Annotated in this window: 21 protein-coding genes; 11 read left to right on the forward strand and 10 right to left on the reverse strand. The window is 70.6% G+C overall.

Annotated elements, in window-relative coordinates:
- Positions 1 to 49 precede the first annotated feature (49 nt).
- Together AC07O8_RS19165 and AC07O8_RS19170 are read left to right on the forward strand one after the other, a co-directional pair.
- Positions 50 to 982 (forward strand): LysR family transcriptional regulator, encoded by a 933-nt coding sequence (locus AC07O8_RS19165; protein WP_495049552.1) that lies wholly within the window; start codon positions 50 to 52, stop codon positions 980 to 982.
- 125 nt (positions 983 to 1,107) lie between these two features.
- A complete protein-coding gene (locus AC07O8_RS19170) occupies positions 1,108 to 4,275 on the forward strand; it encodes a sensor histidine kinase (RefSeq protein WP_495049553.1) in 3,168 nt (1,055 codons plus the stop codon).
- Here AC07O8_RS19170 and AC07O8_RS19175 read toward each other — a convergent pair.
- Positions 4,259 to 4,906 (reverse strand): response regulator, encoded by a 648-nt coding sequence (locus tag AC07O8_RS19175; protein ID WP_495049554.1) that lies wholly within the window; start codon positions 4,904 to 4,906, stop codon positions 4,259 to 4,261. The genes AC07O8_RS19170 and AC07O8_RS19175 overlap by 17 nt on opposite strands.
- A 198-nt stretch (positions 4,907 to 5,104) precedes the next feature.
- Between AC07O8_RS19175 and AC07O8_RS19180 the strand changes: the two genes are divergently transcribed.
- The 4 genes from AC07O8_RS19180 (at position 5,105) to AC07O8_RS19195 (ending at position 15,841) form a co-directional block, all read left to right on the forward strand.
- Positions 5,105 to 8,080, forward strand: a complete 2,976-nt coding sequence (locus tag AC07O8_RS19180) for an ATP-binding protein (RefSeq protein ID WP_495049555.1) — start codon at positions 5,105 to 5,107, stop codon at positions 8,078 to 8,080.
- A 212-nt stretch (positions 8,081 to 8,292) separates the two neighbouring features.
- The gene (locus AC07O8_RS19185) at positions 8,293 to 10,098 is read left to right on the forward strand and encodes an ATP-binding protein (RefSeq protein ID WP_495049556.1); all 1,806 of its coding nucleotides are present in this window, start codon (positions 8,293 to 8,295) and stop codon (positions 10,096 to 10,098) included.
- A complete protein-coding gene (locus AC07O8_RS19190) occupies positions 10,095 to 12,797 on the forward strand; it encodes an ATP-binding protein (RefSeq protein WP_495049557.1) in 2,703 nt (900 codons plus the stop codon). The genes AC07O8_RS19185 and AC07O8_RS19190 overlap by 4 nt, the downstream gene beginning before the upstream one ends.
- Positions 12,794 to 15,841: an ATP-binding protein gene (locus AC07O8_RS19195; protein WP_495049558.1), complete on the forward strand. Its 3,048-nt coding sequence runs from the start codon at positions 12,794 to 12,796 to the stop codon at positions 15,839 to 15,841. Before AC07O8_RS19190 ends, AC07O8_RS19195 begins: the two co-directional genes overlap by 4 nt.
- Here the strand turns inward: AC07O8_RS19195 and AC07O8_RS19200 are convergent.
- The 4 genes from AC07O8_RS19200 to AC07O8_RS19215 all read right to left on the reverse strand — a co-directional run bounded on the left by AC07O8_RS19200 (position 15,825) and on the right by AC07O8_RS19215 (position 18,827).
- On the reverse strand, positions 15,825 to 16,814 hold the full coding sequence (locus AC07O8_RS19200; protein WP_495049559.1) for an alpha/beta fold hydrolase: 990 nt from the start codon (positions 16,812 to 16,814) through the stop codon (positions 15,825 to 15,827). The two genes, AC07O8_RS19195 and AC07O8_RS19200, sit on opposite strands and share 17 nt — an antisense overlap.
- A gap of 95 nt (positions 16,815 to 16,909) precedes the next feature.
- Entirely contained in the window at positions 16,910 to 17,563 is a 654-nt protein-coding gene (locus AC07O8_RS19205; protein WP_495049560.1) for an isochorismatase family protein, read from the reverse strand.
- Positions 17,524 to 18,312, reverse strand: a complete 789-nt coding sequence (locus AC07O8_RS19210) for a LuxR C-terminal-related transcriptional regulator (protein WP_495049561.1) — start codon at positions 18,310 to 18,312, stop codon at positions 17,524 to 17,526. Before AC07O8_RS19210 ends, AC07O8_RS19205 begins: the two co-directional genes overlap by 40 nt.
- Before the next feature lie 47 nt (positions 18,313 to 18,359).
- The gene (locus tag AC07O8_RS19215) at positions 18,360 to 18,827 is read right to left on the reverse strand and encodes a nuclear transport factor 2 family protein (RefSeq protein WP_495049562.1); all 468 of its coding nucleotides are present in this window, start codon (positions 18,825 to 18,827) and stop codon (positions 18,360 to 18,362) included.
- Positions 18,828 to 19,111: 284 nt separating this feature from the next.
- Here AC07O8_RS19215 and AC07O8_RS19220 point away from each other — a divergent pair, with 284 nt between their 5' ends.
- The 3 genes from AC07O8_RS19220 to AC07O8_RS19230 all read left to right on the forward strand — a co-directional run bounded on the left by AC07O8_RS19220 (position 19,112) and on the right by AC07O8_RS19230 (position 21,677).
- Positions 19,112 to 19,765, forward strand: a complete 654-nt coding sequence (locus AC07O8_RS19220; protein ID WP_495049563.1) for a response regulator transcription factor — start codon at positions 19,112 to 19,114, stop codon at positions 19,763 to 19,765.
- Positions 19,766 to 19,825: 60 nt separating this feature from the next.
- Positions 19,826 to 20,485, forward strand: a complete 660-nt coding sequence (locus tag AC07O8_RS19225) for a pyridoxamine 5'-phosphate oxidase family protein (protein WP_495049564.1) — start codon at positions 19,826 to 19,828, stop codon at positions 20,483 to 20,485.
- Positions 20,486 to 20,597: 112 nt separating this feature from the next.
- A complete protein-coding gene (locus AC07O8_RS19230) occupies positions 20,598 to 21,677 on the forward strand; it encodes a proline iminopeptidase-family hydrolase (protein WP_495049565.1) in 1,080 nt (359 codons plus the stop codon).
- 40 nt (positions 21,678 to 21,717) lie between these two features.
- Here AC07O8_RS19230 and AC07O8_RS19235 read toward each other — a convergent pair whose 3' ends face one another.
- Positions 21,718 to 22,806, reverse strand: a complete 1,089-nt coding sequence (locus tag AC07O8_RS19235) for an alpha/beta fold hydrolase (RefSeq protein ID WP_495049566.1) — start codon at positions 22,804 to 22,806, stop codon at positions 21,718 to 21,720.
- A gap of 242 nt (positions 22,807 to 23,048) precedes the next feature.
- Here AC07O8_RS19235 and AC07O8_RS19240 point away from each other — a divergent pair, with 242 nt between their 5' ends.
- On the forward strand, positions 23,049 to 23,552 hold the full coding sequence (locus AC07O8_RS19240) for a hypothetical protein (protein ID WP_495049567.1): 504 nt from the start codon (positions 23,049 to 23,051) through the stop codon (positions 23,550 to 23,552).
- A 42-nt stretch (positions 23,553 to 23,594) separates the two neighbouring features.
- The gene (locus AC07O8_RS19245; RefSeq protein WP_495049568.1) at positions 23,595 to 24,290 is read left to right on the forward strand and encodes an alpha/beta fold hydrolase; all 696 of its coding nucleotides are present in this window, start codon (positions 23,595 to 23,597) and stop codon (positions 24,288 to 24,290) included.
- Between the two features lie 215 nt (positions 24,291 to 24,505).
- Here the strand turns inward: AC07O8_RS19245 and AC07O8_RS19250 are convergent, their stop codons facing one another.
- The 4 genes from AC07O8_RS19250 to AC07O8_RS19265 all read right to left on the reverse strand — a co-directional run bounded on the left by AC07O8_RS19250 (position 24,506) and on the right by AC07O8_RS19265 (position 26,964).
- Positions 24,506 to 25,411, reverse strand: a complete 906-nt coding sequence (locus AC07O8_RS19250; protein ID WP_495049569.1) for a site-specific integrase — start codon at positions 25,409 to 25,411, stop codon at positions 24,506 to 24,508.
- A gap of 164 nt (positions 25,412 to 25,575) precedes the next feature.
- Positions 25,576 to 25,821 (reverse strand): DUF4224 domain-containing protein, encoded by a 246-nt coding sequence (locus tag AC07O8_RS19255; protein ID WP_495049570.1) that lies wholly within the window; start codon positions 25,819 to 25,821, stop codon positions 25,576 to 25,578.
- Positions 25,814 to 26,215, reverse strand: a complete 402-nt coding sequence (locus AC07O8_RS19260; RefSeq protein ID WP_495049571.1) for a hypothetical protein — start codon at positions 26,213 to 26,215, stop codon at positions 25,814 to 25,816. The genes AC07O8_RS19255 and AC07O8_RS19260 overlap by 8 nt, the downstream gene beginning before the upstream one ends.
- Complete coding sequence (locus AC07O8_RS19265; RefSeq protein WP_495049572.1) at positions 26,212 to 26,964, reverse strand: hypothetical protein; 753 nt, start codon at positions 26,962 to 26,964, stop codon at positions 26,212 to 26,214. The genes AC07O8_RS19260 and AC07O8_RS19265 overlap by 4 nt, the downstream gene beginning before the upstream one ends.
- Between the last annotated feature and the right edge of the window lie 34 nt (positions 26,965 to 26,998).

Below are 26,998 nucleotides of genomic sequence, written 5' to 3' on the forward strand. Positions count from 1 at the left end.
GTCCATAATGAAAAGCGATGCGGTCTTATTGCCGCGATAAGACTTGCTTATGTTGAATCCTCAATGGTTGCGGAGCTTCGCCACCCTGGCGCGGTTGGGCAGCTTCACGCGCGCCGCCGAGGCGTTGGACCTGACGCAGGCGGCCGTCAGCCAGCATGTGCGGCATCTGGAGAGTTCGCTGGGTCCCTTGCTGATCCGCCGTCCGCGCGCCATCGAACTGACGCCGGCCGGTCTTGCGACGCTGGACTACTGGCGCGAACTCGACGAGGCCGACCAGCGCCTGCGCGGCCGGCTTGCCGACGAGGATGCCTGCCAGGGCGAGGTGGGCATGATCACGCCGGGCGGCATCGGGCTGTTCGTGTATCCGCACCTGCTGGACCTGCAGGCGCAGCGTCCCGGGCTGGTGGTGCGGCACCGCTTCGCGCCCGATCCCGACGTGTTGCAGGCGGTGCTCGACAACCGCTATGAACTCGGCCTGGTGACGCTGCGGCCCGATGACGCGCGGCTCTCGAGCTGCGCCTTCCTGGAGGAGCCGCTGGAACTCGTGCTGCCGGCGGCGGAGCAGTGCATCCAGTGGGACGACCTGCGCCGCATCGGCTTCATCGATCACCCCGACGGACAGGCGATGGCCAACCGGTTGCTGAGCCGGCACTTCCCCGGCTCGCCGGGCGTGCGCGACCTGCCGGTGCGCGGCTTCAGCAACCAGATCGGCCTGCTGCTGGAGCCGGTGGCGCGGGGTCTGGGCTTCACGGTGCTGACGCAGCATGCGCGTCGCGCGTTCCCTCGTCAGGAGGAGATCCGCGTGCTCGATTGCGGTTCGCCGGTGGTGGACACGCTGTGGCTGATCCACCGCGCCGAATGGCCCCTGTCGGCGCGCGCGCAGCACGTGGTGGCGCACCTGCGCAAGACCGTCGGCGCGATGGCGCCAAAGCTGGTGAGTGCGAAGCGCGCGGCGACGGGGTCAGGTGTTGCCGGACCATAATCCGCACGCGCTTGAGCGCCGCTTCTGAGCTTCGTTCCGAGCTCGTTTCCCCTGAACAGGCCCCGCGATTGACCAGAGACCGCCCCCGATTCTCCTGGCCCCTGAGCCGGGCCTGGACCCGGCTGATGCAGACGGTGCTCGTCGTGGCGTCGCTGCAGGGCGCCGGCGCCTGGGCCTTGCCGGCGGACTACAGCGTCGCCGAGCTCTACCAGACGCGGTGGACCGTCCGCGAGGGCGTCCCCACCGGCATCGCCGCGATGGTCCAGACGGCGGACGGCTTCCTATGGTTGGGATCGCCGGGCGGACTGTTCCGCTTCGACGGCGTGGAGTTCGAGCGCTTCACGGGCGCCGGCGGCGTCCCGCTCCTGTCGCAGGACATCTATTCCCTGAAAGTCGCCAGCGACGGCGCGTTGTGGATCGGCCATCACCTCGGCGGCGTGAGCCGGCTGCATGAAGGGCGGCTCGTCAACTACGGTCCGGAGCAGGGGCTGCCCCGGGCGTCGCTCTCCGCATTGGGCGAGGACGGCGACGGCACCCCGTGGGTTGGCACCACCCGCGGCCTGTACCGGCTCGAACAGGGCCGCTGGTCGGCGGTGAATACGGCCTGGAACGTGCCCGCGGACCCCGTGGACGAGATGGTGCTGGACCGCGATCGCACGTTGTGGGTGATGGCCAACGACCACGTCTACCGGCTCAGGCGCGGCGCGAGCCGTTTCGAGCCGCTGCCGGTGAAGATCCGCGGGAGCAACTTCTCCACCCTGGTGCTGCATCCCGACGGCGCCGCCATGGTCTGCGAGGCGACCCGGGTGCTGGCGCTGTCGACGATGTCGCCATCGCCATCGCCGTCGTCTTCGTCTTCGCCTTCGCCGCGCGGCGTGCCGCCCTGGGTCGATCGTCCCGTGGACCTCGGCGAGAACCGCTGCGGCTTCGACAGCCAGGGGCAGCTGTGGTTCGGCAATCCCAAGGGCGGCGGACGCTTCCCGCCCGTCCCCCGACAGGCCGGCGCGGCGTCGCCGGGGGCGCGCCTGGAGACAGCGGAGCCCGTGTCCCTGCCTGCGGGACCCGCCACCCGGGTCCTCGAGGACCGTGAGGGCAACCTCTGGATCGCCACCCGCAGCGGCCTGGAGCGGATCCGCGCGCCCGCGCTGCGCAAGGTGCCGTTCGACCCCGAGGCCATGGAGTTCGCGCTCGCGCCGGCGGGGGATCGCGGCGTCTGGATCGGGACGTCGGCGGGGCGCATCGCCCGCGCCGATCCCGGCATCGTGGAACGCATCGCCACGGACCCGCACTTCGGCATCGGCATCGACGTCCTCTACACCGACCCCGCCGGCACCCTGTGGGTCGCCGCGGGGGATTCGATCTGGCAGCGGCGGCCCGACCAGCGCTGGCGTCGATCGGCGCGCGGCGCGGCGGCGGTGGCGGCTGGCGGCTACAACTATTCCAGCATCGAGGCGATGACGCAGGATGCGCAGGGCGCGATGTGGGTGTCCGTGCTGCGCGTCGGCGTCTACCGTGTCATCGGCGACCAGTGGACGCTGTGGGGCGGGCGCACCGACATGCCCGGCCACAACGTGACCGCCTTGTTCACCGATCCCGCGGGTCGCGTCTGGTTCGGTTACGACGACGGCCTGGTCACCGTCCTGGACGGGGACCGGCTCACGACCGTGGTGCCTGCCGCGCAGACGCCCCCGGGTGCCGTCCTGGGCGAGGTGTCCGTCTTCGTGCAGCAGGGGGAGACCCTCTGGATCGGCAGTCAGAAGGGCCTGTGGCGCCTGGACGGACAGCGCCGGATCCAGGCCGTCGAAGGGGCGCAGGGCGCCTTCGACGGCGTCACCGGGATCGTGCCGACGGCCGCCGGCGACCTGTGGCTGAGCACCGTCGAGTCCGCCGTCCGCCTGGGCGCCGATGAGCTGGCGCGGGCGCGCGAGCATCCCGGCCATCGCCTGCATCATGAGTCGCTCAATCACCTCGACGGTCTGCCCGGCGTGCTGGACGGGGCCGTGGGCAACAACGGGCGGATCTGGTTCGCCACGGTCGACGGCGTGGTGTGGATCGATCCGTCCCGGCGGCTGCGCAACCCGGTGGCACCGACGGTGGTGCTGAAGGCCATCCTCGCGGACGGCACGGTCTATCCCTTCTCCGCGAAGGCACCGGTGCGACTGCCCATGCGCACGCGGGATCTGAAGATCACCTTCACCGCGCCCAGCCTCACGATGCCGGAGCGGGTGCACTTCCGCTATCGCCTGGTGGACGCGGGCGGGCAGGGCGGGGCGGGCCGCGCCGACAAGGCCGCAGAAACCCCAGAGGCCGCAGAGGCCGCAAACAAGGTCGACGGTTGGCAGGACGTCGGCAATCACCGCGAGGTGTACTTCCGCGACCTGGCGCCGGGACGGTACCGGTTCGAGGTCGGCGCCTCCAACGACGACGGCCTGTGGAGCGACGCCGGCGCCAGCGTCGAGGTCGAGATCCCGCCCGCCTTCGTCCAGACGCCGTGGTTCCTCGCGCTGTGCGTGATCGCGGCGCTGGGTCTGCTGTGGTGGCTGTCGGTGATGCGCCTGCGCGCGGTCAACGACCGGCTGCGGCTGCGTCTGGAGGAACGCATGGTGGAACGCGAGCGGATCGCGCGCGAGCTGCACGACACCTTCCTGCAGGCCGTGCAAGGCCTGATGCTGCGATTCCATTCCGCGATGGAAGTCATCCCCGCGCATGAGCCGGCGCGCAAGCTGATGGAGCATGCGCTGGACAGCGCCGACGAGGTGACCGCGCTCGGCCGCGACGCCGTGCTCAACCTGCGCGAGCCGGCGGACGAGTCCATCGATCTCGCCGCGGACCTGCACCTGATCGGCGAACGCTGGTCGCTGGACACGGGCGTCGCCTTCGTGGCCGTGGTCCAGGGCGAGGCAAGGGCGCTCGACCCCATCGCGCTGCAGGAGTGCCAGCGCCTGGCCACCGAGGCCTTGAACAACGCGTTCCGTCACGCCGAGGCCGCGACGGTGCGGCTGGACATCGTCCATGCGTCGCGGGCGTTCACGCTGCAGGTGTCGGACGACGGCCGGGGCTTCGACACGGCGCTCAAGCACCACGGCCGCTGGGGCCTGGTCGGCATGCGCGAACGCGCGGCACGTCTGCGGGCGATGCTGGAGGTCCGCTCGAACGCCGGCGGCACCACCGTGCGGCTGCGGGTGCCGGCGCGCGTCGCCTACCGGCGGACGCGGCGCGGCTGGCTGCAACGGCTGACCGGCGCGGCGTCGACGCCGCGATCCGCGAGCCGGCCCGTCAGAGCTCCTCGTTGAGGATGCCGCGCCGCATCGCGATGACGACGGCCTGCAGCCGGTCGCTGGCGCCCAGCTTGACCAGGATGTTCTTCATGTGGGACTTGACCGTCTCTTCGGACACGCCCAGCCGGTCGGCGACCTGCTTGTTGGCGCCGCCGGCGGCCACTTCGCCCAGCACCTCGACCTCGCGCGCGGACAGCGCCTCGTCGGTCACCCGGCGGGACAGCTCCAGCGCGACTTCGGCCGCGACGTAGCGCCTGCCGGCCGCCACGTCGCGCACGGCGCACACCAGCTCCTTGCGCAGGGTGTTCTTCAGCAGGTAGCCCCAGGCCCCGATCTTGAGCGCCCGCAGCGCCTGCACGTCGCCGCGGTAGGTCGTCAGCACGACGATGCGCGCCCAGGGCCAGCGCTGGAGGATCTCGCCCATCGCGACCATCCCGTTCATGCGCGGCATCTGCAGGTCCATCAGGATGACGTCGGGCCGGTGCCGCTCGTACATCGCCACCGCCTCCAGGCCGTCCTCGGCCTCGGCGACCAGCGTCATGTCGGGCTGTCCCGCGATCACCGCGCCGATGCCGGTGCGGACCATCGGATGGTCGTCGACGACCAGGAGGCGGATCGGGCGATCGGGGGACTCGGACACGGTCATGGGGGGCGCGCACGGGACGCGGTTCGGAAGCTGCAGGCGACCTTAACGCCGCGTTCGCGGCGGGGTCAAGGAAAACGGCCGCCGACTCACTCGATCGAGTGAGTCGGCGATCCCTGCGTCGCGGCTGGCGGGGCGGGGACCCCGACCCTAGAGTGCCCGCAGGCCCGGACGTCCGGGTCAAGCTCCGGGGAATGGATCATGAATGTCGCGGAATGGCCTCGCAGGAAATTCGCCTTCGGGCCTTTCACCCTGTTGCCCGACCGGCAACTGCTGCTGAACGACGACGTGCCGCTGCGCATCGGCGGGCGCGCGCTCGACATCCTGACGGCGCTGGTCGAGCGTCCCGGCGAGCTGGTGACCAAACGGGAACTGATGGCCCGCGCCTGGCCGACCACGGTCGTCGACGAGAGCAATCTCAAGGTGAACATGGCCGGCCTGCGACGCGTGCTCGGCGAGGGCGTGGGCGACCCGCGGTTCATCGCGACCGTCGTGGGCCGGGGATACCGGTTCGTGGGCGACGTGCACTCACCGGGGCCGGCAGGCGCGGCGGAACCGACAGACCCGGCGGCGTCCGCGACGGCCGATGAGCCGCCGCTGCGCCGCCACAACCTGCCCACTGGCACCACGCGCATCGTCGGCCGGGCGGAGGCGATCGCCACGCTCCGGCTGGACCTGGACGGCGCGCGGCTCGTGTCGCTGGTCGGACCGGGCGGCATCGGCAAGACCACCGTGGCGCTGGCCGTCGCCCAGGGCGCGCTGCCGTCGTTCAAGGACGGCGCCTGGCTGGTGGACCTCGCGCCGCTGAAGGATCCGTCCCTGGTCCCCAATGCCATCGCCATCGCCCTCGGCCTGGCCGCGCATTCGGCCAACATGCTGGCCGCGCTGTGCGGCTACCTGCACGAGCGCGAGGTCCTGCTGGTGCTCGACAGCTGCGAGCACCTCGTCGATGCCGCCGCCGCCTGCGTGAACCGCCTCCTCGCGGAGGCGCCCCGCGTCAGGATCCTGGTCACCAGCCGGGAGCCGCTGTGCCTGCAGGGCGAGCGGGTGCGACGGCTGCCCGGCCTGGAGACCCCGCCGGCGCCACCCGCATCATCGGCATCGGCATCGGCATCGGCGGCGTCGGCATCCGCGGCAGCGCCGTCGATGGACCGCGCGAAGGCCCTGAGCTTCCCGGCCGTGGAACTCTTCGTCGAACGCGCGTCCGACCGGCTCGAAACGTTCCACCTGAGCGATGCGGACGCGCCGGCCGTCGCCGAGATCTGCCGGCGTCTGGACGGCCTGGCCCTCGCGATCGAGCTGGCCGCCACGCGCGTCGATGCCTTCGGCATCGGCGAGATCCTCGCGCTGCTCAACGATCGCTTCCGGCTGCTCAAGGGGCGTCGATCCGGTCCGGACCGGCACCAGACGCTCATGGCGACCATCGACTGGAGCTTCGATCTCCTGTCGCCCTGCGATCAGACCATCCTGTGCCGGCTCTCCGTCTTTGCCGGCGCCTTCACCCTGTCGTCCGCGGTGGCGGTGGCCGCCGACGACGGCATCGGGCCGGTCGACGTCGTCGAGGGCGTGGCCACGCTGGTGGCCAAATCGCTGCTCGCGGCGGAGCCGGGCGAGGTCGATCTCGTGTACCGGCTGCTCGACACCACCCGCGGCTACGCGTCGGAGAAGCTCGCCGCGCGCGACGATCCGGACGCGGTCCGCTGGCGCCACGCCCGGCATGTCCTGGAGCTGGCCGGCCACGCGCGGACGGACGGCGATGCGCTGACCCAGGCGGCCTGGATCGCCCGGTACGGCGAGACGATCGCCGACATGCGCATGGCGCTGGATTGGAGCTTCTCCCGTCCCGCGCATGCCGCGCTCGGCGTGCGGCTCACCGTCGCCGCCATCCCCTTGTGGGAACGGCTGTCGCTCCTGGAGGAATGCCGCCTCTTCGTGAAGCGCGCGCTGGAGAACAGCCTCGCCACGGACCGGACCCCGCGGGACGAACTGACCTTGTCCCTGGCCTCCGGCGGCGCGCAGCTCTTCACGCGCGGCCCCATGCCGGAGGTCAAGGCGCTTTTCTTGCAGGCCCTGGCGATCGCCGACGGGCTGGGCCGCGGGGACCTGCGGCTGGAGTGCCTCAAGCGACTGTCGGAGTACCACCTGTGGGAAGGCGACTCGCGGGCCTCCTTGGAGGTCTCGGCGGAGATCCGGGTGCTCGCCAGCGCGCAAGGGGACCTGGCCGCGATCGCCAATGCCGATGCCCACGCGGGCTCCGCGCTGCATTACCTCGGCGACCTGCACCAGTCGCGCCGCCACCTGGAGGATTTCCTGAACTCGCCGGTGCACACGCGCACGGGCTGGGAGACGGCCCGGTTCCAGTTCGACCAGCGCCTGGAGGCCCGCGGGTCCCTCGCGTTCGTGCTCTGGCTGCTGGGTCATGCCGACCAGGCCATCGAGACCGCGCGGCGTCAACGCGCGGAGGCCCAGGCCAGCCACTATGCGGCGCCCGTCTGTTCCTCCCTGGTCCTGACCTCGGCGCCCTTGGCCATCTACACGGGCGACTTCGAGGACGCGGACCAGTCGCTGAACTTCGTCGCCCGGTACGCGGCCGAGCATGGCCTGCCGATGTGGGGCGCCATGACCGAATGCGTGCGCGTGAAATGGCTGCTCGACGCCGGCGGAGCGGTCGACCAGACGCGGTATGAGGCGACGCTCGCGATGATCCGCGACGGCAGTCTCGGCATCCGGTATGCGCCGTTCCTGGCCAACCTCGGACACGTGCAAGCCCTGCGTGGCGACACCGAGGGATCGATGGCGAGCATCGACGAGGCCATCGCCCTGTCCGCGCGCAGCGGACAGGTGTGGGGGATCCCCGAGATGCTCCGCCTGAAAGGCACCTACATCGAGGCGGGCCGGCGGCCGGGCTGGGCGGCCGCGGCGGCCGGGTGCTACCGCGAGTCGATCACGATGGCGCACCAGCAGGCGGCGCTGGCGTGGGAGCTCCGGTCGGCGACCAACCTGGCCGCGTTGTGGTCCGATGCCGACGCCCGTGTAGATGCCGGTGCCGATGCCGATGCCGACGTCGTTCTGCGCGATCAGGCGCTCGCGCAGCTGGCGCTCATCTACGGACGATTCAGCGAAGGCTTCGACACCAAGGACCTGCGCAAGGCCCGGAGCGTCCTTCAGGTGACCTGAGGGCGAGGCAACGAGTGACCCCGTCCCCGGGGGCACCGTGCCCGGACTGGGCCGTCGAGCGCTTCGGCGGTGTCGACCGGGCCATCGCTGGTGGTCCGCCGGGGGGGGCGCATGCAACAGGCCGCCCGGACCGGCCATTAACCGCAATTTACTTGAGCGCCGCGCGCCGAGCAGGTACACCGCTACGTTCGCAGTTTTCCCTGGGAGTGACCTTGACGGCGCTGATTTCCGAGGCGGCCAATGCCTTCGCGTTCGGACCGTTCCTCCTGATCCCCGAGCGGCAGCAGCTCCTGGAGAACCAGGAGGCGCTGCGCGTCGGCGGTCGCGCCCTGGACCTGCTGACGGCGCTGGTGGAACGCCCGGGCGAGGTCGTCTCCAAGCGCGAGCTGATCGCCCGGGTCTGGCCCGGACTGGTCGTGGAGGAGGGCAACCTCAAGGTCAACATCTCCGCGCTCCGGCGGCTGCTGGGCGCCGGCGCCGATCCGGCGCGCTACATCGAGACCGTGGTCGGCACGGGCTACCGCTTCGTCGCGGAGGTGCGCTGCCTGTCGCACCGCGCGTCGCCTCCATCGTCGCCGTCCTCTTGGCCGTCCTCCTGGCCGTCCTCCTCGCCTGGACGCCCCGGGCCGCCCGCGCGCACGGGCAAGCTCCCGCCGTTGCGGAGCCCGCCCTGCGGCCGGGACGACACCATCGCCGCCGTGCTGCGCGACCTGCGGGACTCGCGGCTGGTGTCCATCGTCGGGCCCGGCGGCATCGGCAAGACCACCGTGGCGCTGGCGGCCGCGGATCGAGGCGCCGGCGACTTCCGGGACGGCGCCTGGTTCGTCGACCTGGCGCGGCTGACGGACCCGGCCCGGGTGGCGGGCGCGATCGCCGAGGCCCTGCGCGAGAGCGCGGGTCCGCCGTCGTCGCCGCCGGCGCAGGCCAGGGCCGGGCCGGAGCGGGATCACGAGGTCCTGCTGGTCCTGGACAACTGTGAGCACCTGATCGGCGCCGTCGCCAGTTGCGCCGACCGGCTGCTGGCCGGCACCCGGCAGGTGAAGCTGCTCGCCACCAGCCGCGAGCCGCTGTGCATCCGTGGAGAGCTCGTCCGGCGCCTGTCCGGCCTGGCGCTGCCCCCTCCGCCTGCATCGTTGACCTCGAGCTCGAGCTCGACCTCGACCTCGACCTCGACCTCGACCTCGACGTTGATGTCGACGTCCGTGTCGACGTCGACCTTGTCCCCGTCCTCGTTCCCGTCATCGTCATCGGGACGGGACCGTCTTCGCGCCGAGGACGCGATCGGCTTTGCCGCGGTGCAGCTCTTCGTCCAGCGGGCGAGCGAGCCGCAGCGCGCGTTCCATCTCGATGACGCCAATGCCGAGGAGGTGGTCGCCATCTGCCGACGGCTGGAGGGCCACGCGCTGGCCATCGAGCGCGTCGCGCGCCGCGTCGGCGCGCTGGGCATCGCCGGCACGCTGGACCATCTGGCGCGGCGCTTCCACATGTTCGACGGCCACCACGAAGGGCCCGAGCGGCACCGCACGTTGACGGCGACGGTGGCCTCGAGCTATGACCTCCTGTCCGCGAGCGAGCAGACGGTGCTGCGACGGCTGGCGGTGTTCGACGGGCCGTTCAGCCTGACCGCCGCCTGCCGGGTCGGCGGGGCCAACGAGCCGGTTCAAAGCGTGGCCCAAGGTGCTGCGGAAGGTGCTGCGGAAGGTGCTGCGGAAGGTGCTGCGAAGGGTGCTGCGAAGGGTGCCGTTGAAGGCGCTGCGGAAGGCGTTGCGAAAGGTGGTGCCTCTGGAGGCGCCGCGGCGGGCGCGGGCGAGGCGATCACGCACGCGGCCGTGGTCGAGGACGTCGGGCAACTGGTCGCGAAGTCGCTGCTGGTGGCCGAAGTGCGGGACGGCGAGATGCAGTATCGCCAGACCCCGCTGACCCGCGCCTTCGCGATCGAGCAGTTGACCGCGCTCGGCGAGTGGGACGACGCATGGCGGCGCCTTGCCGCGTTCCAGGCGGAAGACCCATCGACATGAGCGACTCAGGGGAAGGGCGCCCGACCGCCGCCTCGGCCAGGCTGTTCGACTTCCCCGCCAGGGCCAGGCCCCGGACCCACCTGCCGGCCACGATCCCTCGCGTGGTCGGGCGCGAGGCGGTCGTCGACCAGTTGCTGCGGCAGGTGGCGCATGCCCGGCTGATCACCATCGTCGGTCCCGGCGGCATCGGCAAGACGACCGTGGCGCTGGCCGTCGCCGAGCGGGCGGACGAGGCCTTCCCCGACGGCGTCTGGTTCGTCGACATCGCGCCCTTGCGCGATGCGTCGCGGGTCCCGCACGCCATCGCGGCCGCGACCGGCCTGGCCGTGCACTCGGCCAACGTGCTGGGCGCCTTGTGCCGCGCCCTGCGCCATGGCCGGGCGCTGCTGGTGCTGGACAACTGCGAGCACCTCGTGACGGCCGTCGCCGCCTGCGTGGAGGAACTGCTGCGCGAGACCTCCGGCGTGCACATCCTGGCGACCAGCCGCTGCGCCTTCCAGCTCGACGACGAACTGGAACACCGGCTGGAGGGGCTGGCCTCGCCACCGCGATCGGCCGCGTTGACGGCCGCGCTGGCCTTGACCTTCCCCGCGGTGCGGCTGTTCGTCGATCGCGCCGGCGACCGGCTGGACAGCTTCGTCTTCGACGACGCCGACGCCGCGACCGTCGCCGCCATCTGCCGCAGCCTCGACGGCATCGCGCTCGCCATCGAGCTGGCGGCCATGCGCGTCGACGCCTTCGGCGTGAAGGACCTCCAGAAGCAGTTGGACGGCCGGTTGAGTGTGCTCGCCGGCCGGCGCGCCGGACACGAGCGGCATCGCACGCTGGCCGCCACGCTGGACTGGAGCTACGGCCTGCTCGGCCAGGACGAAGCCCGGCTGTTGCGCGCCGTGTCCGTGTTCGGCGGGAGCTTCCGGCTCGAGGGCGCTGCGGCCGTGGCCGGCACGGGCGCCGACGTCGCGGCCCCGCTGCTGGCGGAGCTTGCGTCGAAGTCCTTGTTGTCGGTCGAGCCCGGTGCCGGTCCTGGTGCGGGCGCGGGTGCGGGAACCGAAGCCGAATCCGGATCTGAAGCCGCGGCGGGCACCGTCTACCGCCTGCTGGACACCACGCGGGTCTACGGTGTCGAGAAGCTCGGCGAGGCCGGCGAGGAGCCGGCGGCCCGGCGGCGACATGCGCAGTACGTCTGCGACACGCTGGAACGGGCGGCGGCCGAGTGGGGACGGCAACTGTCGCGCGATTGGGGCGACACCTACGGACCCTACCTCGACGACCTGCGCGCCGCGCTCGCCTGGACCGATGCCGAGCCCGCGCACCACGCGCTGATGATCCGGCTGACCTCCGCCGGGATCTTGCTGTGGAACCATTTCTCGCTGACCGACGAGAGCCGCATCCATCTCGGCCACGGGATCGCCAGGCGCTCCGCCGCGAGGGCGGCGAGCGGGGACGCCGATGCCGATGCCGACGACGCTTCGCCGGTGGAGATGCACCTGCAGTTCGCGCTCGCCGGCGCGATCCTGTACACGCGCGGGATCAAGCCCGAAGCGCGTCTGGCCATCGGCCGCGCGCTGGAGATCTCGGAGCGCCTGGGCGACACGGACTTCCGCCTGCGCTGCCTGCGTCTGCTCGGGACCTTCGAGCTCTTCTTCGGCGAGAACGACGCGGCCCTGCGCACGCTCGAGACCTTCCTGTCGATCGCCAGCGCGGAAGACCCGTCCGCGCTCGCCGAAGGCGAGACGCATCTGGCCGTGGGCGAGACCTTCGTCGGCCGCCTGGGCGAGGCCCGTCGGCGCATGGAGCGTCTCTGCGCGCAGAACTCGCCGGACTTCAACGATGCGCGCTTCGCCCGCTTCCAGTACAGCAACAGCGTCAACATGCTGGTCGTGCTGTGCCATGCGCAGTGGTTGACCGGACAGGTCGACGCGGCGGCCCGCACGGCCGCGAAGATCCTCGTCTACGGACGCCAGTCGACGCATGAGCTGTCGCTCAGCATCGGGCTCGCCTGGAACAGCCTCGTCTACTTCTGGATCGGCCGGGACGACGAGTGCGCCCGCCACGCGGCCATGCTCGACGAACTCGTCGAACGGCACGGCATCGTGACCTGGCGACCCATCGCCACCTTCTGCCGCGGGGCCGTGGCGGCCCGAAGCGACAGCCACAGCCACAGCGACATCGACAGCGCCGGCAACGGCGGCAACGGCGACGCCACCAACGGCATCGCCGCGATGCGGCAGGCGATCGACGAGTGCCGCCAGATCGGGCACCTGTCGCGTCTGCCGTTCTACATCGCCGTGCTGGCGGAGGCGCTCGGCCGACGCGCGCGCTTCCAGGAAGCCGAGGGGGCGATCCATGAAGCCGAAGCGCTGGCCCTGGACCAGAACGATCAATGGTGCCTGCCGGAGATCCGGCGCATCCATGCCGGCCTCCTGGCCGCCCAGGGGCGGCATGACGACGCCGAGGTGCTGCTGCGCCGCGCCCTCGACCTGTCGACCGCCATCGGCGCGCTGAGCTGGGAACTGCGGGCCGCCTGCGACCTCGCGCGGCTGTGGCGGACGGGGTCGCGCGGGGCGGAGGCGCTGCGCCTGCTCCGGGCGGTCCTGGCCCGCTTCAGCGAAGGCTCGGGCACGCGGGACCATGTCGCCGCCGCGCAGGTGCTCGCCGACCTGCAGCCCGGGGATGCCCCCGGTCCGGAGGAGGCATGAACCGCGACCCCGACACGCCGCGCGCGCGGCATCTGGCGTTCGGCCCGTTCGTGCTGCTGCCCGAGCGTCAGCTGCTGCTGCGGGACGGCGTGCCCGTGCGCATCGGCGGTCGCGCGCTGGAGATCCTGACGCTGCTGGTGTCGCGCGCAGGCGACCTCGTCGGCAAGCGGGAGCTGATCGAGCAGGTCTGGCCCGACACGGTCGTGGACGACGGCAACCTGAAGGTCAACATGGCAGCGTTGCGGCGGGCGCTGGGGGAAGGGCCGAACACCGGATCGAACCTCGGACTGAACTTCGGACCGACCCTCGGACCGGACGCCGGAACGCCCCCCGGCCCGTACATCGCCACCGTGACCGGTCGCGGCTACCGCTTCGTCGCTCCCGTGCGGGCGGTGACGCCGGACAGTCCGTCGGGACCCCCAGGCCCAGGCCCAGGCCCAGGTCCGGGTCCGGGTCCGGGCGCTCGGCGTGACAACCTGCCGACCCGTGGCACCCGGGTCTTCGGCAGGACCGAGACCATCGCCGCGCTTCGGCGCGACCTCGCGCGGTCCCGCCTGGTGTCGCTGGTGGGCGCGGGCGGCATCGGCAAGACCACGGTCGCGCTCGCGGCGGCCGAGCTCGAACTCGGGTCCTTCGCGCAAGGCGTCTGGCTGATCGATCTGGCGCTGCTCAAGGACGGCGCCCTGGTGCCCAACGCCGTGGCGTCGGCGATCGGCCTGACGGCACATTCGTCGGACATGCTGGCGCCGCTGTGCGAGTCCCTGCGCGACCAGTCGCTGCTGCTCGTCATCGACAACTGCGAGCACCTCATCGACGCGGTCGCCGCGTGCGTGAACCGCCTCCTCGCGGAGGCGGCCGGCGTGAAGGTCCTGGCCACGAGCCGCGAGCCGCTGCTGGTGAAGGGCGAGCGCGTGCGCCGGCTGCCCGGCCTGGCGGCGCCGGCCGCGTCCGTCACGCTGGACGCGGCGCAGTCGCTCGCGTTCCCCGCCATCCAGCTCTTCGTGGAGCGGGCGACCGAGCGCGTGGACGCGTTCGAGCTCAGCGACGGCGACGCGCCGAAGGTCGCCGAGATCTGCCGCCGGCTCGACGGTCTGGCGCTGGCGATCGAATTCGCCGCGACGCGTGTGGACGCGTTCGGCATCAACGGCCTGCTGCAGCAGCTCGACGACCGGTTCCGGTTGCTGCGGGGACGGCGCGCCGGCCCGGAGCGGCAGCGCACGCTGACCGCGACGCTCGACTGGAGCTACGGGCTGCTGTCGGACGAGGAGGCCGCGCTGCTGCGGGCGGTCTCGGTGTTCGCGGGCGCCTTCGACAGCGAGGGCGCGGCGGCCGTCGCGGACCTGCCTCGCGCCGAGGCCGCGGAGGGGCTGTCGCAGCTCGCCGCGAAGTCGCTGCTGGCGACGGACCTGGACGCGTCCGGCGCGGCCTACCGGCTGCTCGAGACGACGCGGACCTATTGCGTCGACCGCCTGCGCGCCGCCGCGCAGGAACGGGAGGTCCGCGGGCGCCATGCGCGCCACCTCTGCGCGACGCTCGAGCGCGCCGGCGCCGAGTGGGCCAAGCGGCCGGCCGACGAATGGGCCGCGGTCTACGGCCGCTTCATCGACGACCTGCGAGGCGCCCTGGCCTGGCTGGTCACGGACGAGGCCCACCGGTCGCTGCACATCCGGCTGACGGTCGCCGGCCTGCTGCTCTGGAATCACTTCTCCCTCACCGCGGAGAGCCGCGTGCACGCCTCGCGCGCGGTCGAGGCCCTGGACGCGGCGGGCATGACGGGCAGCGCGCACGAGATGAAGCTCAAGCTGTGGCTGGGCGGCTCCACCATGTTCACGCGCGGCCTGCATCCGCAGGCCATGGCCGCCTCCCAGCGCGCGCTGGCGATCGCGCGGGAGATCGGCGACGAGGACTACCACCTGCGCTGCCTCATGATGATCGGCATCCACCAGCTGTTCACCGGGGATCACGAGGCGGGATTGGGCACGCTGGAGCGGTTCACGACGGTCGCCGGGCGGAGCGATCCGTCCGTGCTGCCCGAGGGCGAGACCCACGTCGGCATCGGCGAACTCTTCCTCGGTCGCCTCGCCGACGCCCGGCGCCGGCTGGAGAGCCTGGAGCGCCGGGACCTGCGCTACTTCGGTTCCTACGGCGTGCGCTACCTGTCCGATCCCGTCATCCTGGTGCGCAGCGTGCTGAGCCACGTCCACTGGCTGGGCGGCGCCGCCGACACGGCGATGCGCATGGCCGGGATCGCGCTCGACAACGCGCGGGCGCTGGGGCACGAACTCTCGCTGAACAACGTGCTGTCCTACGTCTGCCCCGTGTACTTCTGGAGCGGGCAGTACGAGCACTGCGACCGCGTCGTGGCCCTGCTGGAGGAACACGTCGCACGGCACGGGCTGGTGGCCCGGCGTCCGGTGGCGCGCTTCTTCCGCGCGGCGCTGCTGCTTGTGCGGGGCGACCCGGACGTCGACCCGGTGGCGGCGATCGAGGCGGCCATCGAGGATTTCCGCAACGTCAACCATCTGGCGCGCATGCCGTATTACCTCGCCGTGCTGGCCGGGGCCCAGCGCGATCGAGGGCGGCTGGAGGAGGCGGAGGCGACGATCACCGCGGCGCGCGCGATCGCGTCGTCGCAGAACGAGGGCTGGTGCCTGCCCGAGGTGGTCCGCGTGCAGGCCGGCATCGCGTCGGCCCAAGGCCGCGTCGACGTCGCCGAGGCCCTGCTGGTCGAGTCCCTGGCCCTCGCGAGCGCGTCGGGCGCGCTGGCCTGGCGCCTGCGCGCGGCCTGCGATCTCGCGAGGCTGTGGCGGGATCGCGGCAGGATCGCGGACGCGCGCCGGCTGCTGCAGTCCGTGATCGACGAATTCACCGAAGGATTCGAGACGCGGGATCTGCGCGGGGCCGCCGGGCTGCTGGGCGCGCTCGGCGGCCCGGAGAACCCGTCGACAGTGCCGACAGTGCCGACAGTGCCGACGCCGCCGACGGTGCCGGTCCTGGCGATCGGATCGGCCGCGCCGACCCGGTCGATCACTTCGACGACTTGACGTTGCGCTGCAGGAAGCCGCGCATCAGGCCGGCGATCTTCTCGCTCTCCTCTTCGAGCGCGAAGTGGCCGGTGTCGAGCAGGTGCAGCTCCGCCTTGGGCAGGTCGCGCAGGTAGGGGTGCGCGCCGGCGGGCGGGAAGATCTTGTCGCCCTTGCCCCAGACGATCAGCATCGGCGGCTGGTGCTTGCGGAAGTAGGCCTGCCACGACGGGTACAGCGGCGGGTTGCTGCCGTAGCTGTAGAACATCTCGAGCTGGATGTCCTTGTTGCCGGGACGGTCCATGTAGAACTGGTCCGTGGCCGCGGCGTCCGGGCTGATGTGGGCCGCGTCGCGGTAGCCCTCGGCGTACTGCCACTTCGTCGCGGGCAGCTCGAACAGGGCGCGCAGCTTGTTGCCGTTGGCCACCGACTTGTCGGCCCAGAAGGCCTTGGCCGGCACCCAGAACTCGTTGTCGAGTCCTTCGTCGTAGGCGTTGCCGTTCTGGACCACGATCGCGGTGATGCGATCCGGGTGCGCGGCCGCGAGGCGGTAGCCGATGGGCGCGCCGTAGTCCTGCACGTACATCGCGTACTTCTTCGCGCCGACGACCTCGGTGAACTTGTCGACCACCTTGGCCAGGTTGTCGAAGCTGTACTGGAACTTGTCCATCGCCGGCATGTCGCTGCGGCCGTAGCCGGGGTAGTCCGGCGCGATCACGCGGTAGCGGTCGGCCAGTCGAGGGATCAGGTTGCGGAACATCTGCGACGAGGTCGGGAAGCCGTGCAGCAGCAGCAGCACGGGCGCGTCCTTCGGACCCGCCTCGCGGTAGAAGATGTCGAGGCCGTCGATCTTCACCGTGCGGTAGCTCACGGCGGCCGTGCTGGCGACGTTCGTCGCTTCCTGGGTGGCGGCGGGACCGGCCTGCACGCCGTGCGGCGCGAACGCGAGCAGCAGCGATGAGGCGAGAACCCACGCGGAGGCGGAGTGCTTCATGGGAATACCTTTCTGGGGTTGGAGGAACGAGGTGAAGGAGCCCCGGGGGGCGGGGCGGGAAAGCGCGAGAAAAGGCGGGAAAGCGCCGGTAAGCCTCAGCCTTCGGAGGCGCCGAACATCGCCGTGGCGTAGGCGATGCCCACGCCGTAGGCGCCGGCCAGTTCGCGGGCGATGCCGGTGGTCAGCTCGTAGGTGTCGGCGCGGCCCCAGTCGCGCTGCAGTTCGAGCAGGTACTGCAGCGCGGTCATCGGCTGCGCGCCCGCCTGCACCATGCGGGCGACGGCGCGTTCGTGGGCCTCCGACGTGACGTCGCCGCAGGCGTCGGTGAGCACGTGGACGTCGAAGCCCTGTTCGAGCGCGGCCAGCGCCGGCCCGACGATGCACACGGAGGTCCACAGGCCCGCGAGGACCACGCGCGGCTTGCCGATGGCGTTGACGGCGGCGATGACGTTGGCGTCCTCCCAGCAGTTCATGGTGCTGCGGTCGATGAGCTCGTGCCGGGGGAAGGCGTCGGTGACCTCGTCGAACATCGGGCCGGAGAAGCTGCGCGCCGCGACGGTGGTCAGGATGGTCGAGACCTGGAATCCGGCCGCGGCGCGGGCCGCGATGGCCGCGTTGTTGCGCAGGCTCACGCCGTCGATGGACTGCGTGGCGAAGGCCATCTGCGCCTGGAAGTCGATCAGCACCAGGGTGTGGTCGGTCGGCGTGATCAGGCGGGATGCAGGGCTGACGGTGGCGGTGATGGGCATGGGGCGTCCTCTGGGAAAGATGGGGTTGCGTGACGAGTCCCCAGTCTCGGAACAAGCACGTGCGGCGCCAACGCACTTGCGGTCATGGGCCGCTCGCCCATTCGGACAGGTGCGCCGTCGGCGGGCGTCGGTCGCGTCAGCAGTCCGCGTTCGGAGGCGATCCACAGCGCCTCGGTCCGGCAGCGCGCGCCGAGCTTGGAGAACAGCGTGCGCAGGTGGGCCTTGACCGTGCCCTCGGAGATCGCGAGCGCGCGCGCCATGCCCTTGTTGCTCTGGCCGCGCAGGACCAGGGCGAGCACCTCGCCCTCGCGCAGGGTCAGCGCCGGCTGCCCGAGCTTGTCGGCCAGATGCAGCGACGCGGCCGTGCACAGATGACGCCGACCCGCCGCGACGGCCCGGACGGCGCGCACGATCTCCTCGCGACCGCAGCCCACCATCACGTAGCCGCGGACGCCGGCCGACAACGCGGCGCGCACGTCGGGCGCCTGGCCGTCCATCGCGACGATCAGCACCGGCGCGTGCGTCGAGGGCGCGCCGGGCGGCGACGACGCATGCTGCAGGGCGCGGTCGTGATCGAGGACGAGCAGGTCCGGCGCCGCCCGCGACCCGTGTGGCGACCTCGCCTGCGCGTCGTCGTGGGACGACGGCCGCAATTCGAATTCGGGCCACGCGCCGAGGATCTGTCGAAGCCCCGCTTCGACGATCGGCAGCGCGTGGGACAGCTCGATCACGGTGGAGGGGAGAGACATCGCGGCACTCCGGTGAAAGGGGGCGGGACCGGCGCGGACCGGCGCGTTCAGAGTCCGAGCTCCGACAGGCCGGGGTGTTCGTCGGGTCGGCGTCCCAGCTCCCAGCGGAACAGCCGCGCGTTTTCTGCGATGGGCAGGTCGTTGATGCTGGCGTGGCGATGCGCCATGAGCCCGTCGGGCGCGAACGCCCAGTTCTCGTTGCCGTAGCTGCGGTGCCAGGCGCCGTGGACGTCGCGCCATTCGTAGGCGAAGCGCACGGCGATGCGGTGCTCGTGGAAGGCCCACAGTTCCTTGATCAACCGGTAGTCGAGCTCGCGCTGCCACTTGGCGGTGAGGAAGGCCTGGACCTGATCGCGCCCGCGCGGGAACTCCGATCGATTGCGCCACACGGTATCGGCCGTGTAGGCGAGCGAGACGCGCGCGGGGTCGCGGGAGTTCCATCCGTCCTCGGCGGCGCGCACCTTCTGCAGGGCGGTCTCGAGGGTGAAGGGCGGGAAGGGCGGGCGTTGTTCCATGAGGACCTCCAGCACGTTGCGGTGAGACGAGTATGGAAGTCGCAGGCCCGATCGACGCGACGCCGCCGCCGCTTCTCACCCCGTTTCACCACGATTAACCGGTGGCGCCCCGCCGGCCCCGCGCCGCGGCTGTTTCCGGCGCGCGCCGCGCCGAGGCGGGCGAGGCGATCGATGCGGGGGAAGCGCCACGCCTCATGGTTATTAACCGGAACTAACTCGACGGCGCATCGGCCCGGGATCGACCATGACGGCCAGTCGTGCCAATGCACGTACAGGAGCAAGTCATGGTTCGTCTCCCCTCCGGTCTGCCGAGAGTCCTCATCGATCACGAGGAGCCGCTCCTCGCGATGGGCCTGCGTGCCGCGCTGCAACGGGCGCCGCACCTCCACCTCGCGGGCAGCGGGGAGGAAGGCGGGGAGGAGCTGGCCGGCTTGCCGGCGCACGTGCTGGTGACGGACTGGGCGCAGGGCATGCGATGGCTGTCCGCGGACCGGGCCGATCCCCTGCGCGCCGCCAGCGTGCTGGTCGTCTCGACGCAGGCGCGCGACCAGCCGATGCTGTCCGCGCTGCGCCGGGGCCTGGGCGGCGTGCTGCTGGCGTCCTGCAGCGAAGCGGAGCTGCTGGTCGCGGTGAATGCGCTCGCGGCCGGTCGCAGCTACGTGTGCGCCGAAGTCGCGCAGCGGGTGGCCGCCAATTTCTCGCGCGAGCCGTTGACCCTGCGCGAGGAGACGGTCCTGCAGCTGCTCGCGCGCGGGCAGTGCAACAAGTCCATCGCGACCAACCTCGGCATCGCGCCGGGCACCGTCAAGAGCCACGTCAAGGCCATCCTCGGCAAGCTCGCCGCGTCCACGCGGACCGAGGCCGCCAGCATCGCCGCCGAGCTCGGCATCGTCGAGTTCACGCGCTCGCCGCGCTTCGAGCTCGCATCGCTGAACTGAGATCGTCATCGCGAGGCGTCGTCCGATCCGGGGCGCTTCCAGCCATCACCGGAGACCGCCATGGGCCGAGCCTATTCAGACCTCATGTTCACGCCCGGCGTGCGCGAGACGCAGACCGAGCTGGGGAGCCGCGCCCAGTACGAGTTCCTCGACACGATGCAGGACCGCGGCGACGCGCTGACGCCGCGCGAGGCGCAGTTCATCGAAGACGCCGATCACTTCTTCCAGGCCACCGTCAGCGAGACGGGCTGGCCCTACGTGCAGCATCGCGGCGGACCCCGGGGCTTCCTGAAGGTCATCGACGCGCGCACCATCGCCTTCGCCGACTTCCGCGGCAACGTGCAGTACCTGAGCGTGGGCAACCTGCGCCGGGACGACCGCATCTCCATCATCGTCGTCGACTACGCGCGTCGGCGCCGGCTCAAGCTGCTGGGACGCGTGGAGCTCGTGGAGGCCGGCGCGAGCGGGCACGGCGACGCCGCGATCGACGCGGTGAGCGTCCCCGGCTATCCGGCGGACGTGGAGCGCGCCTTCCTCATCCGCATCGAGGGCTGGGACTGGAACTGTCCGCAGCACATCACGCGCCGATTCACCGAAGCCGAGATCGAGGCGCAGATGGCGCCGCTGCGCGCGCAGGTGCAGGCGCTGAAGGCGCAACTGGCCGATCTGCAGGCAGGCGGCGCGGCGTCCCACGCGCGGCCCGACCCTCCCGTGGCGTGAGGCGCGACGGTGTCCGGGGGCGTGCTGCGCACAGTCGCCGCGAGGCCGCGAATCCTCCGGCGTCGACGGCGCCTCTTGTCCCGGAGGACTTTTCCTCGGAGCAAAGACATCCATGACTGACAGAAGAAGTTTCCTGGCCGCCGGTGCGGCCACCGCAGCCGCCGGCGCGTTGCTCGCGCCGACCGGCGCGAACGCGGCCCCAGGCGCGGGCAAGAGCGCGGCCGAGAGCGCGGCCAAGACCGCAGCCAAGACCGCGGCGGGCGCGTCCGACATCGCGATCCGCGTGCCGGACGGGATCAATCCCGTCGGCGTGCGCACGGCCGGCGTGCGGCTGGTGCCGGTCGTCGGCGGCAAGTACAAGGTGTGGACCAAACGCGTGGGCAGCGGCAAGACCAAGGTCCTGCTGCTGCACGGCGGCCCGGCGTTCTCGCACGAGTACCTCGAGGCGATGGCGGCCTTCCTGCCGGAAGCGGGTTACGAGATCTACTTCTACGACCAGCTCGGCGTTAACAACTCGGACCAGCCGGAGGATCCGACGCTCTGGACCCTGCCGCGCTACCTGGAGGAAGTGGAAGAGGTGCGTCGCGCGCTGGGCCTGGAGCAGTTCGTGCTGTTCGGCCATTCGTGGGGCGGCGTGCTGGCGATGGAGTACGCGCTGAAGCATCCGAAGGTGCTGAAGGGCCTGGTCGTCTCCAACATGGTCGCGGGCATGCAGGCCTACCTGAAGCATGTGAACCACCTGAAGGAGACGCTGCTGCCCGCGCCGCTGCTGGCGCGGCTCAACGCGCTGGAGGCCGCCCGCGACTTCGACAACCCGGAGTACGAGCGGATCATCCTCGACCACCTGTACACGAAGATCATCTGCCGGCTGGATCCCTGGCCGGACGCGCTGATGCGCAGCTTCAAGCACCTCAACAAGGCCATCTACGTGCAGATGCAGGGGCCGAGCGAATTCGAGGTCAGCGGCAACCTGAAGGACTGGGCGCTGTGGGACCGGCTGAAGGACATCCACACCCGCACGCTGCTGCTGGGCGCGCGGCACGACACGATGGATCCCGAGGACATCCGCCGCATGGCGACGCTGATGCCCCATGCGAAGGCGGCCATCTGCCCGGATGGCAGCCACCTCGCGATGTGGGACGACCAGGCCGTGTACTTCGGTCACCTGCTGCGCTTCCTCGCGTCGCTGTGAGCGAGGGCTGAACCTGCGTCCAGCCCGGGTCGGATCCGGCTCAGCGCGGTGACGGGCCCGGCGAAGGTCGCGGGACCTGGCGATCGAGGAAGTCCAGCATCCGCCGGGCGACCTCGTCGCCATGCGACACCAGCGCGAAGTGGCCGGCGCCCTCGATCAGATGGACCTCCGCGCGCGGCAGGTCCTTCTGGAAAGCCTTCGCGCCCGCGGGCAGGAAGAAGGGATCGTTGGCGCCCCAGATCGCGAGCAGCGGCGGCTGGTGGCGGCGGAAATAATCGTGCAGGGCCGGGTATTGCTTCAGGTTGGAGCGGTAGTCGAACAGCACGGCCAGCTGGATGTCCTCCTGTCCCGGGCGGTCGAGGAAGGACTGGTCCAGCAGGTAGTGCTCGGGCGCGACGCGGTCGGGCGGCTTCACGCCTTCGAGGTACTGCCACTTCGTCGTCTCCCGCTTGAAGAGCCCGCGCAGCGGCTCGCGGTTGGCGGGGGAGGGGTCGGCCCAGTACTTGCGCATCGGCGCCCAGCCGGGGCTGAGGCCTTCCTCGTAGGCATTGCCGTTCTGCGACACGATCGCCGTGATCTGTTCCGGGTGCGCGACCGCCAGGCGCCAGCCGATCGGCGCGCCGATGTCGAAGACGTAGAGCGCGTAGCGCTTGAGTTGCCGGACCTCGGCGAAGCGGGCGATGACCTGCGTCAGCTCGTCGAAGGTGTAGCCGAACGAGGCGCCCGCCTTCACTTCCGTCAGGCCGTAGCCGGGAATGTCCGGCGCGATGACGCGGTAGCGCTGCGCGAGCTTGGGGATCAATGCGCTGAACAGATGCGACGAGGTGGGAAAGCCGTGCAGCAGCAGGATCGCCGGCGCGTCGGCCGGACCGGCCTCCCGGTAGAAGACCCGGTGTCCGTCGACATCGGCGAAGTCGTGGCGGACGACGATCGGCGAAGCAGAAGTGGCAGTGGCAGTGGGGGCTGCAGTCGTGGTGCCAGAAGCGGCCGCGGGCGGCTCGGTCGACGGTGGCGCCGCGATGGCGCTGGTGCTCGCGCCGAACAGTAGTGCCGCTGAAAGACAAAGAGAACGAGGAAGAGAAATAGGAGGAGACAAGTGAACAGGAGAGCGGAGCGTGATCGCGCGCATGAGGAGGTCCTTTCGATCGCCGCATCGGAGTCGGTGAGGCCCGGCCAAGGTATCTGCTTCCGCCGCATCGCGGCGTTGGCTCTGGTTAAACGTGGTGAAGCCGCGGTCGGCGCGATCGCTCGATGGGGCAGGGGCGAAGCCCGTCTTAAGGCCAATGCGGCGCCTCCCCTCTGGAGGATTCGCCGGTGACGCGGAACTTCGACAGTAGGGCATGACCAACGGCCCGTGTGCGAGGTGCCCCGATGACGATCTTCAATCTGGACGGCGTATCCGCCAAGGCGCCCGCGCGGCCTGCGCGTCGGATCATGGACGCCTCGCGGCGCCTGGACTGGTATGGCAACGAGCTGCTGCGCCAGACCCAGTTCGACGTCATGCGGCACGCGTTTGCCGATCAGGGCGGGCTGCTCTGCAGTGAGGAGCTCGAGCGCCGCCTGCGGCCCACGGTTGATCAGCCCATCTCCCAGATCGCGCGGTGGATCGTGTCGCGGTCCATCGTCACCGTGCAATGGCAGGCCAGGACGTGGATTCCCGCGTTCCAGTTCGCGGCGCCGGCCCTCGCCGTGCGCCCCTGCTGCGCGCGCGTGCTCTGCGAGCTGGAGGCCGTCTTCGACGACTGGGAGCTGGCCTCCTGGTTCGCCAGCCCCAATGCCTGGCTCGCCGGCGCCTCGCCGGCAAGCTGTGTCGAGCAGGACCACCTGGTCCTCCAGGCCGCGCGAGCGGACCGGTTCATCGCGCGCGGTCCCTGAGCTTTTCCCCGACTCCCCTTCAACTGAACAAGGAACACCGCCATGTGCGCACCTCACATCCTGCTGGTTCACGGCGCCTGGGCCGACGGCTCCAGCTGGCGCAAGATCATTCCCATCCTGCTCGGACAGGGCCTTCGGGTCACGGCCGTCCAGCCGCCGTTGACCTCGCTGGCCGACGACGTCGCCGCCACGCTGCGCGCCCTCGCGCTGGTGGACGGCCCGGTGCTGCTGGTCGGGCACTCCTACGGCGGGGCGGTGATCACGAACGCCGGCAACGACGACAAGGTGGTGGGGCTCGTCTACGTCACCGCGTTCGCGCCGGACGAGGGCGAAGCGGTCGGCGAACTGGGCAAGGAGTTCCCGCCGCCGCCGGGGTTGGCTGAACTCCGGCCGGACGCCCACGGCTTCCTGAGCATGACGGTGCAGGGCGTGCTCGAGAACTTCGCGCAGGACCTGCCCGCCGACGAGGCGCGCCTGATGCACGCCGTCCAGACGCCCACGCATGGCGCGACCTTCGGCACGCCCACGGGCCAACCCGCGTGGAAGACGCGGCCCAGCTGGTACGTCGTCGCCACCGAGGACCGCATGATCCTCCCGGCGCTGCAACGCCAGTTCGTCGAGCGGCTGAACGCCAGCACCCTGACGCTGCCGGCCAGCCACGTGCCGATGCTGTCGCACCCCGGCGAAGTGGCGGAGTTCATCGACCGCGCGGCGCGCCAGGTGCGGACGCCCAGATGAAGGGCGTGCGCCAAAAGGAAAAGCCGCAAGGAGCAGGACTCCTTGCGGCTTTCGAGAAGGGTGGTCGGGGCGGCGGGATTCGAACTCGCGACCCTCTGCTCCCAAAGCAGGTGTGAAATCCAGCAACCATCGAGCAAAATCGCAGAATCTTCTAACGATTTGTCCCGGTTGCAGCGCCTATCCATCGGCTTCTAAAGAGGTACGTTAGAAGCTTTTCAGGCCGCCGCCGAAGTCCTGCGCGCCTTCTTTCGACGGATGTAGTCCGCCGTCTGCTGCTCGGTCGTGTGGTCCAGCAGCGCGTTGGCGCCGGTGATCCCGTCCTTCTCTTCCTTGTCCGTCCCGGCCTTGGCCCGGAGGTCGCGGAGCATGGTCGGCGGCAGCTTGGCGCGCGCGCGCGCCTTCTGCCAGGCCGAGGACAGCGCCTCATAGGTCCACGGTGTTCCGTCCATACCGATAAACAGGAACGGGGTCACGACGCGCTGGCCAGCCCGCTTCTTCGTCTGCTGGCTGGCCTTGATCGCCTTCAGCTTCGCCACCACGGCGCGCAATCGTGGCGTCCACTCCACGATGACGGGCCGGGAGGTCCGCTCGGTCTTGTCCCGGCGGACAAAGATCCCGTCGGCGCACACGTGAGGCTCGTCCGGGTTCTCGGCGTCGCGGTCCTCGCGCAGTCGGAGCAGCACCCCGACGTCGGCGCCGGTGAGGAACGCGACCTCCAGGAAGCAGGCGAGGGTGATCCCCGTTGGCGTACGCCGGCCGTTGGCTCCGTACAGGCCGCCGATCTTGACCCGCCGCAACTCGCTGTCGGTGATGTACCGTCTGCGCGGCGCGCTGCCCATCGTCGGGATGGCCGACACGGGATTGCTGCCAGCCTTGCGATAACCTTTGAGCTCGGCCAGCTGGAAGATGCTGCGCAGCTGCGACCGGAAGAGATCGTGCGTGCGCGGCATGACTTGGAACGGCTTCAGGAATTCGTAGCACTCGGGCGTCTCGATCTGGCCGGCGCTGCCGCCGTCGAAGCTCTCGGCGATTACCAAGGCTCGCCGCTTCTCGTCAACCTGCGTTTTCGGAGAGTGCTTGGACATCACGTCAGCCTGCCACTCCGCGATCAGCTTCGGCATCGCGTCGTCACGAGCGTCGCGCCCCAGCGAGTCCGCCAACGCCATGTACAGCGCCGGCAGGCCTTCCCTGACCCGCGTAAGCGGGATCCATACTCGCTTCGGTCCATCAGCCTTGACGCGGTAGTACCGGCCCCCCTTGATCTGGGTTCCTTTGACTGGACCCTTCATCCGTTCGTGCCCGTCTTGCGAGGCTTCACGATCGGCGGCTTGACCTTGAAGCGTGGAGCTTCGACCGCACCGCGGCACACCGCCTCGAAGTGCGGTCGCTCGAGCACCACCACACCACCGCGCACGTAGGCCCGGCTGAAGCCGCGCTCGTGCAACTCACGCAATTGGTCGGCCGCGCGCTTGTAGTGCGTCAGCTCCTCGATCTCGCCGACGGAGAGCGTCACCCGCGGGTGATCAGCCATGGCTGTCCTCCACCTTAGAGGGTGCGGCGGCGATCAGCCGGCGGATGTTGTCCTTCAAGGCCTCGACGTTCAGCTCCCAAGCTGCAACAGGGCCGGCCTCGATTGCGTTGAGGGCGTGCTGAAGCGTCTGGCGAGTGAAGTCGTCGAGCTCGCGCCTCTCCCGGTCTGCCAGGACTGCGGCTTGGGCGGCTTCGAGTGCCTCCTGTGTGTTGACGATACCGGCGGGCGGCAACGGCATGTTGGCGCCGTGCTCGCCGTACCAGTGGTTCCAGTCGTCCAGCATCTTCTGGGCGGCCTTGATGGTGTCGGCATGGTGCGCGACAAACTCGCGCATCGCGGCGGCCACTATGGCTCTCGCCATGTCCATGGGATCCGGCTGTTGTGTCGTTGTCATGCAACTTCCTCCAGGAGTGATTGGGTGATCGGCTGTCGTTCCCACCTGCGCAGACTCTGGTTCGGCTCAAGGCGGGCGCGCATCGCTCGGGCGCGCCATTCCTTGTCCGGGAGCGGGTAGGCATGCCGCCAGTTCGAGTCGATCCCGACGTTGCGGCCGATGTTCGTGCTGTCGGCGCTCGCCAAGGGGAAGCGCGTGAAGACCTCCGGATCGAGCATCCGAAGTCCGTGAACCTTGCAGACCGGTCGGCCTTCCTTGTCGCAGATGACGTTGAAGGCCTCGGCCATTCGGTTCCACCACGCGCCGGTGCCGATTTTGGCGAATTGGCCTGAGCTGCCGAGGCAGATCCGAGGGAAATTCAGCGCGAGCCTCTCCAACCGCTCCAAGCTCTCATGCAGGTGCCACACCGGTGCGCCGATCCATGGGGCACGAACGCGCCACGGCCATTCCTCGATCAGGGCATCGTTCGCCGCCTCATCGCCATCGATGACATCAGGGATCACCGCAAAGTCGAAGCACGGCTCACGATGCAGCGCAGCGATCCATTCGTAGTAGGGCTGCCAGTCGGTGATTGGCTTCCCCTTCGTCCACGCACTGAAAGCGCCGTTGTCGAGCGCGATGGACTGGCAGACTTCGAGCGCCAGATCCAATTGCTCCGGATGCGCAAGACTGACGAACGCATGACCCCACTGCACAGCTGCCACCGCTACGGGCGCTGGTGTGATCGGGAGTCCGACGTACGGGATCATCTCGTCTCCTTCAAAGAAGGCCAGCGCAGCACGG

The sequence above is a fragment of the Roseateles sp. GW821-FHT09G09 genome (genome assembly GCF_059415965.1).

Coding starts and splice junctions, on each gene's coding strand:
- AC07O8_RS19260 (WP_495049571.1), bottom strand. CDS start 26,215: ATGACAACGACACAACAGCCGGATCCCATGGACATGGCGAGAGCCATA.
- AC07O8_RS19175 (WP_495049554.1), bottom strand. CDS start 4,906: ATGACCGTGTCCGAGTCCCCCGATCGCCCGATCCGCCTCCTGGTCGTC.
- AC07O8_RS19220 (WP_495049563.1), top strand. CDS start 19,112: ATGGTTCGTCTCCCCTCCGGTCTGCCGAGAGTCCTCATCGATCACGAG.
- AC07O8_RS19235 (WP_495049566.1), bottom strand. CDS start 22,806: ATGCGCGCGATCACGCTCCGCTCTCCTGTTCACTTGTCTCCTCCTATT.
- AC07O8_RS19255 (WP_495049570.1), bottom strand. CDS start 25,821: ATGGCTGATCACCCGCGGGTGACGCTCTCCGTCGGCGAGATCGAGGAG.
- AC07O8_RS19215 (WP_495049562.1), bottom strand. CDS start 18,827: ATGGAACAACGCCCGCCCTTCCCGCCCTTCACCCTCGAGACCGCCCTG.
- AC07O8_RS19200 (WP_495049559.1), bottom strand. CDS start 16,814: ATGAAGCACTCCGCCTCCGCGTGGGTTCTCGCCTCATCGCTGCTGCTC.
- AC07O8_RS19245 (WP_495049568.1), top strand. CDS start 23,595: ATGTGCGCACCTCACATCCTGCTGGTTCACGGCGCCTGGGCCGACGGC.
- AC07O8_RS19230 (WP_495049565.1), top strand. CDS start 20,598: ATGACTGACAGAAGAAGTTTCCTGGCCGCCGGTGCGGCCACCGCAGCC.
- AC07O8_RS19195 (WP_495049558.1), top strand. CDS start 12,794: ATGAACCGCGACCCCGACACGCCGCGCGCGCGGCATCTGGCGTTCGGC.
- AC07O8_RS19190 (WP_495049557.1), top strand. CDS start 10,095: ATGAGCGACTCAGGGGAAGGGCGCCCGACCGCCGCCTCGGCCAGGCTG.
- AC07O8_RS19265 (WP_495049572.1), bottom strand. CDS start 26,964: ATGATCCCGTACGTCGGACTCCCGATCACACCAGCGCCCGTAGCGGTG.
- AC07O8_RS19205 (WP_495049560.1), bottom strand. CDS start 17,563: ATGCCCATCACCGCCACCGTCAGCCCTGCATCCCGCCTGATCACGCCG.
- AC07O8_RS19210 (WP_495049561.1), bottom strand. CDS start 18,312: ATGTCTCTCCCCTCCACCGTGATCGAGCTGTCCCACGCGCTGCCGATC.
- AC07O8_RS19165 (WP_495049552.1), top strand. CDS start 50: ATGTTGAATCCTCAATGGTTGCGGAGCTTCGCCACCCTGGCGCGGTTG.
- AC07O8_RS19180 (WP_495049555.1), top strand. CDS start 5,105: ATGAATGTCGCGGAATGGCCTCGCAGGAAATTCGCCTTCGGGCCTTTC.
- AC07O8_RS19250 (WP_495049569.1), bottom strand. CDS start 25,411: ATGCCGAAGCTGATCGCGGAGTGGCAGGCTGACGTGATGTCCAAGCAC.
- AC07O8_RS19170 (WP_495049553.1), top strand. CDS start 1,108: ATGCAGACGGTGCTCGTCGTGGCGTCGCTGCAGGGCGCCGGCGCCTGG.
- AC07O8_RS19240 (WP_495049567.1), top strand. CDS start 23,049: ATGACGATCTTCAATCTGGACGGCGTATCCGCCAAGGCGCCCGCGCGG.
- AC07O8_RS19225 (WP_495049564.1), top strand. CDS start 19,826: ATGGGCCGAGCCTATTCAGACCTCATGTTCACGCCCGGCGTGCGCGAG.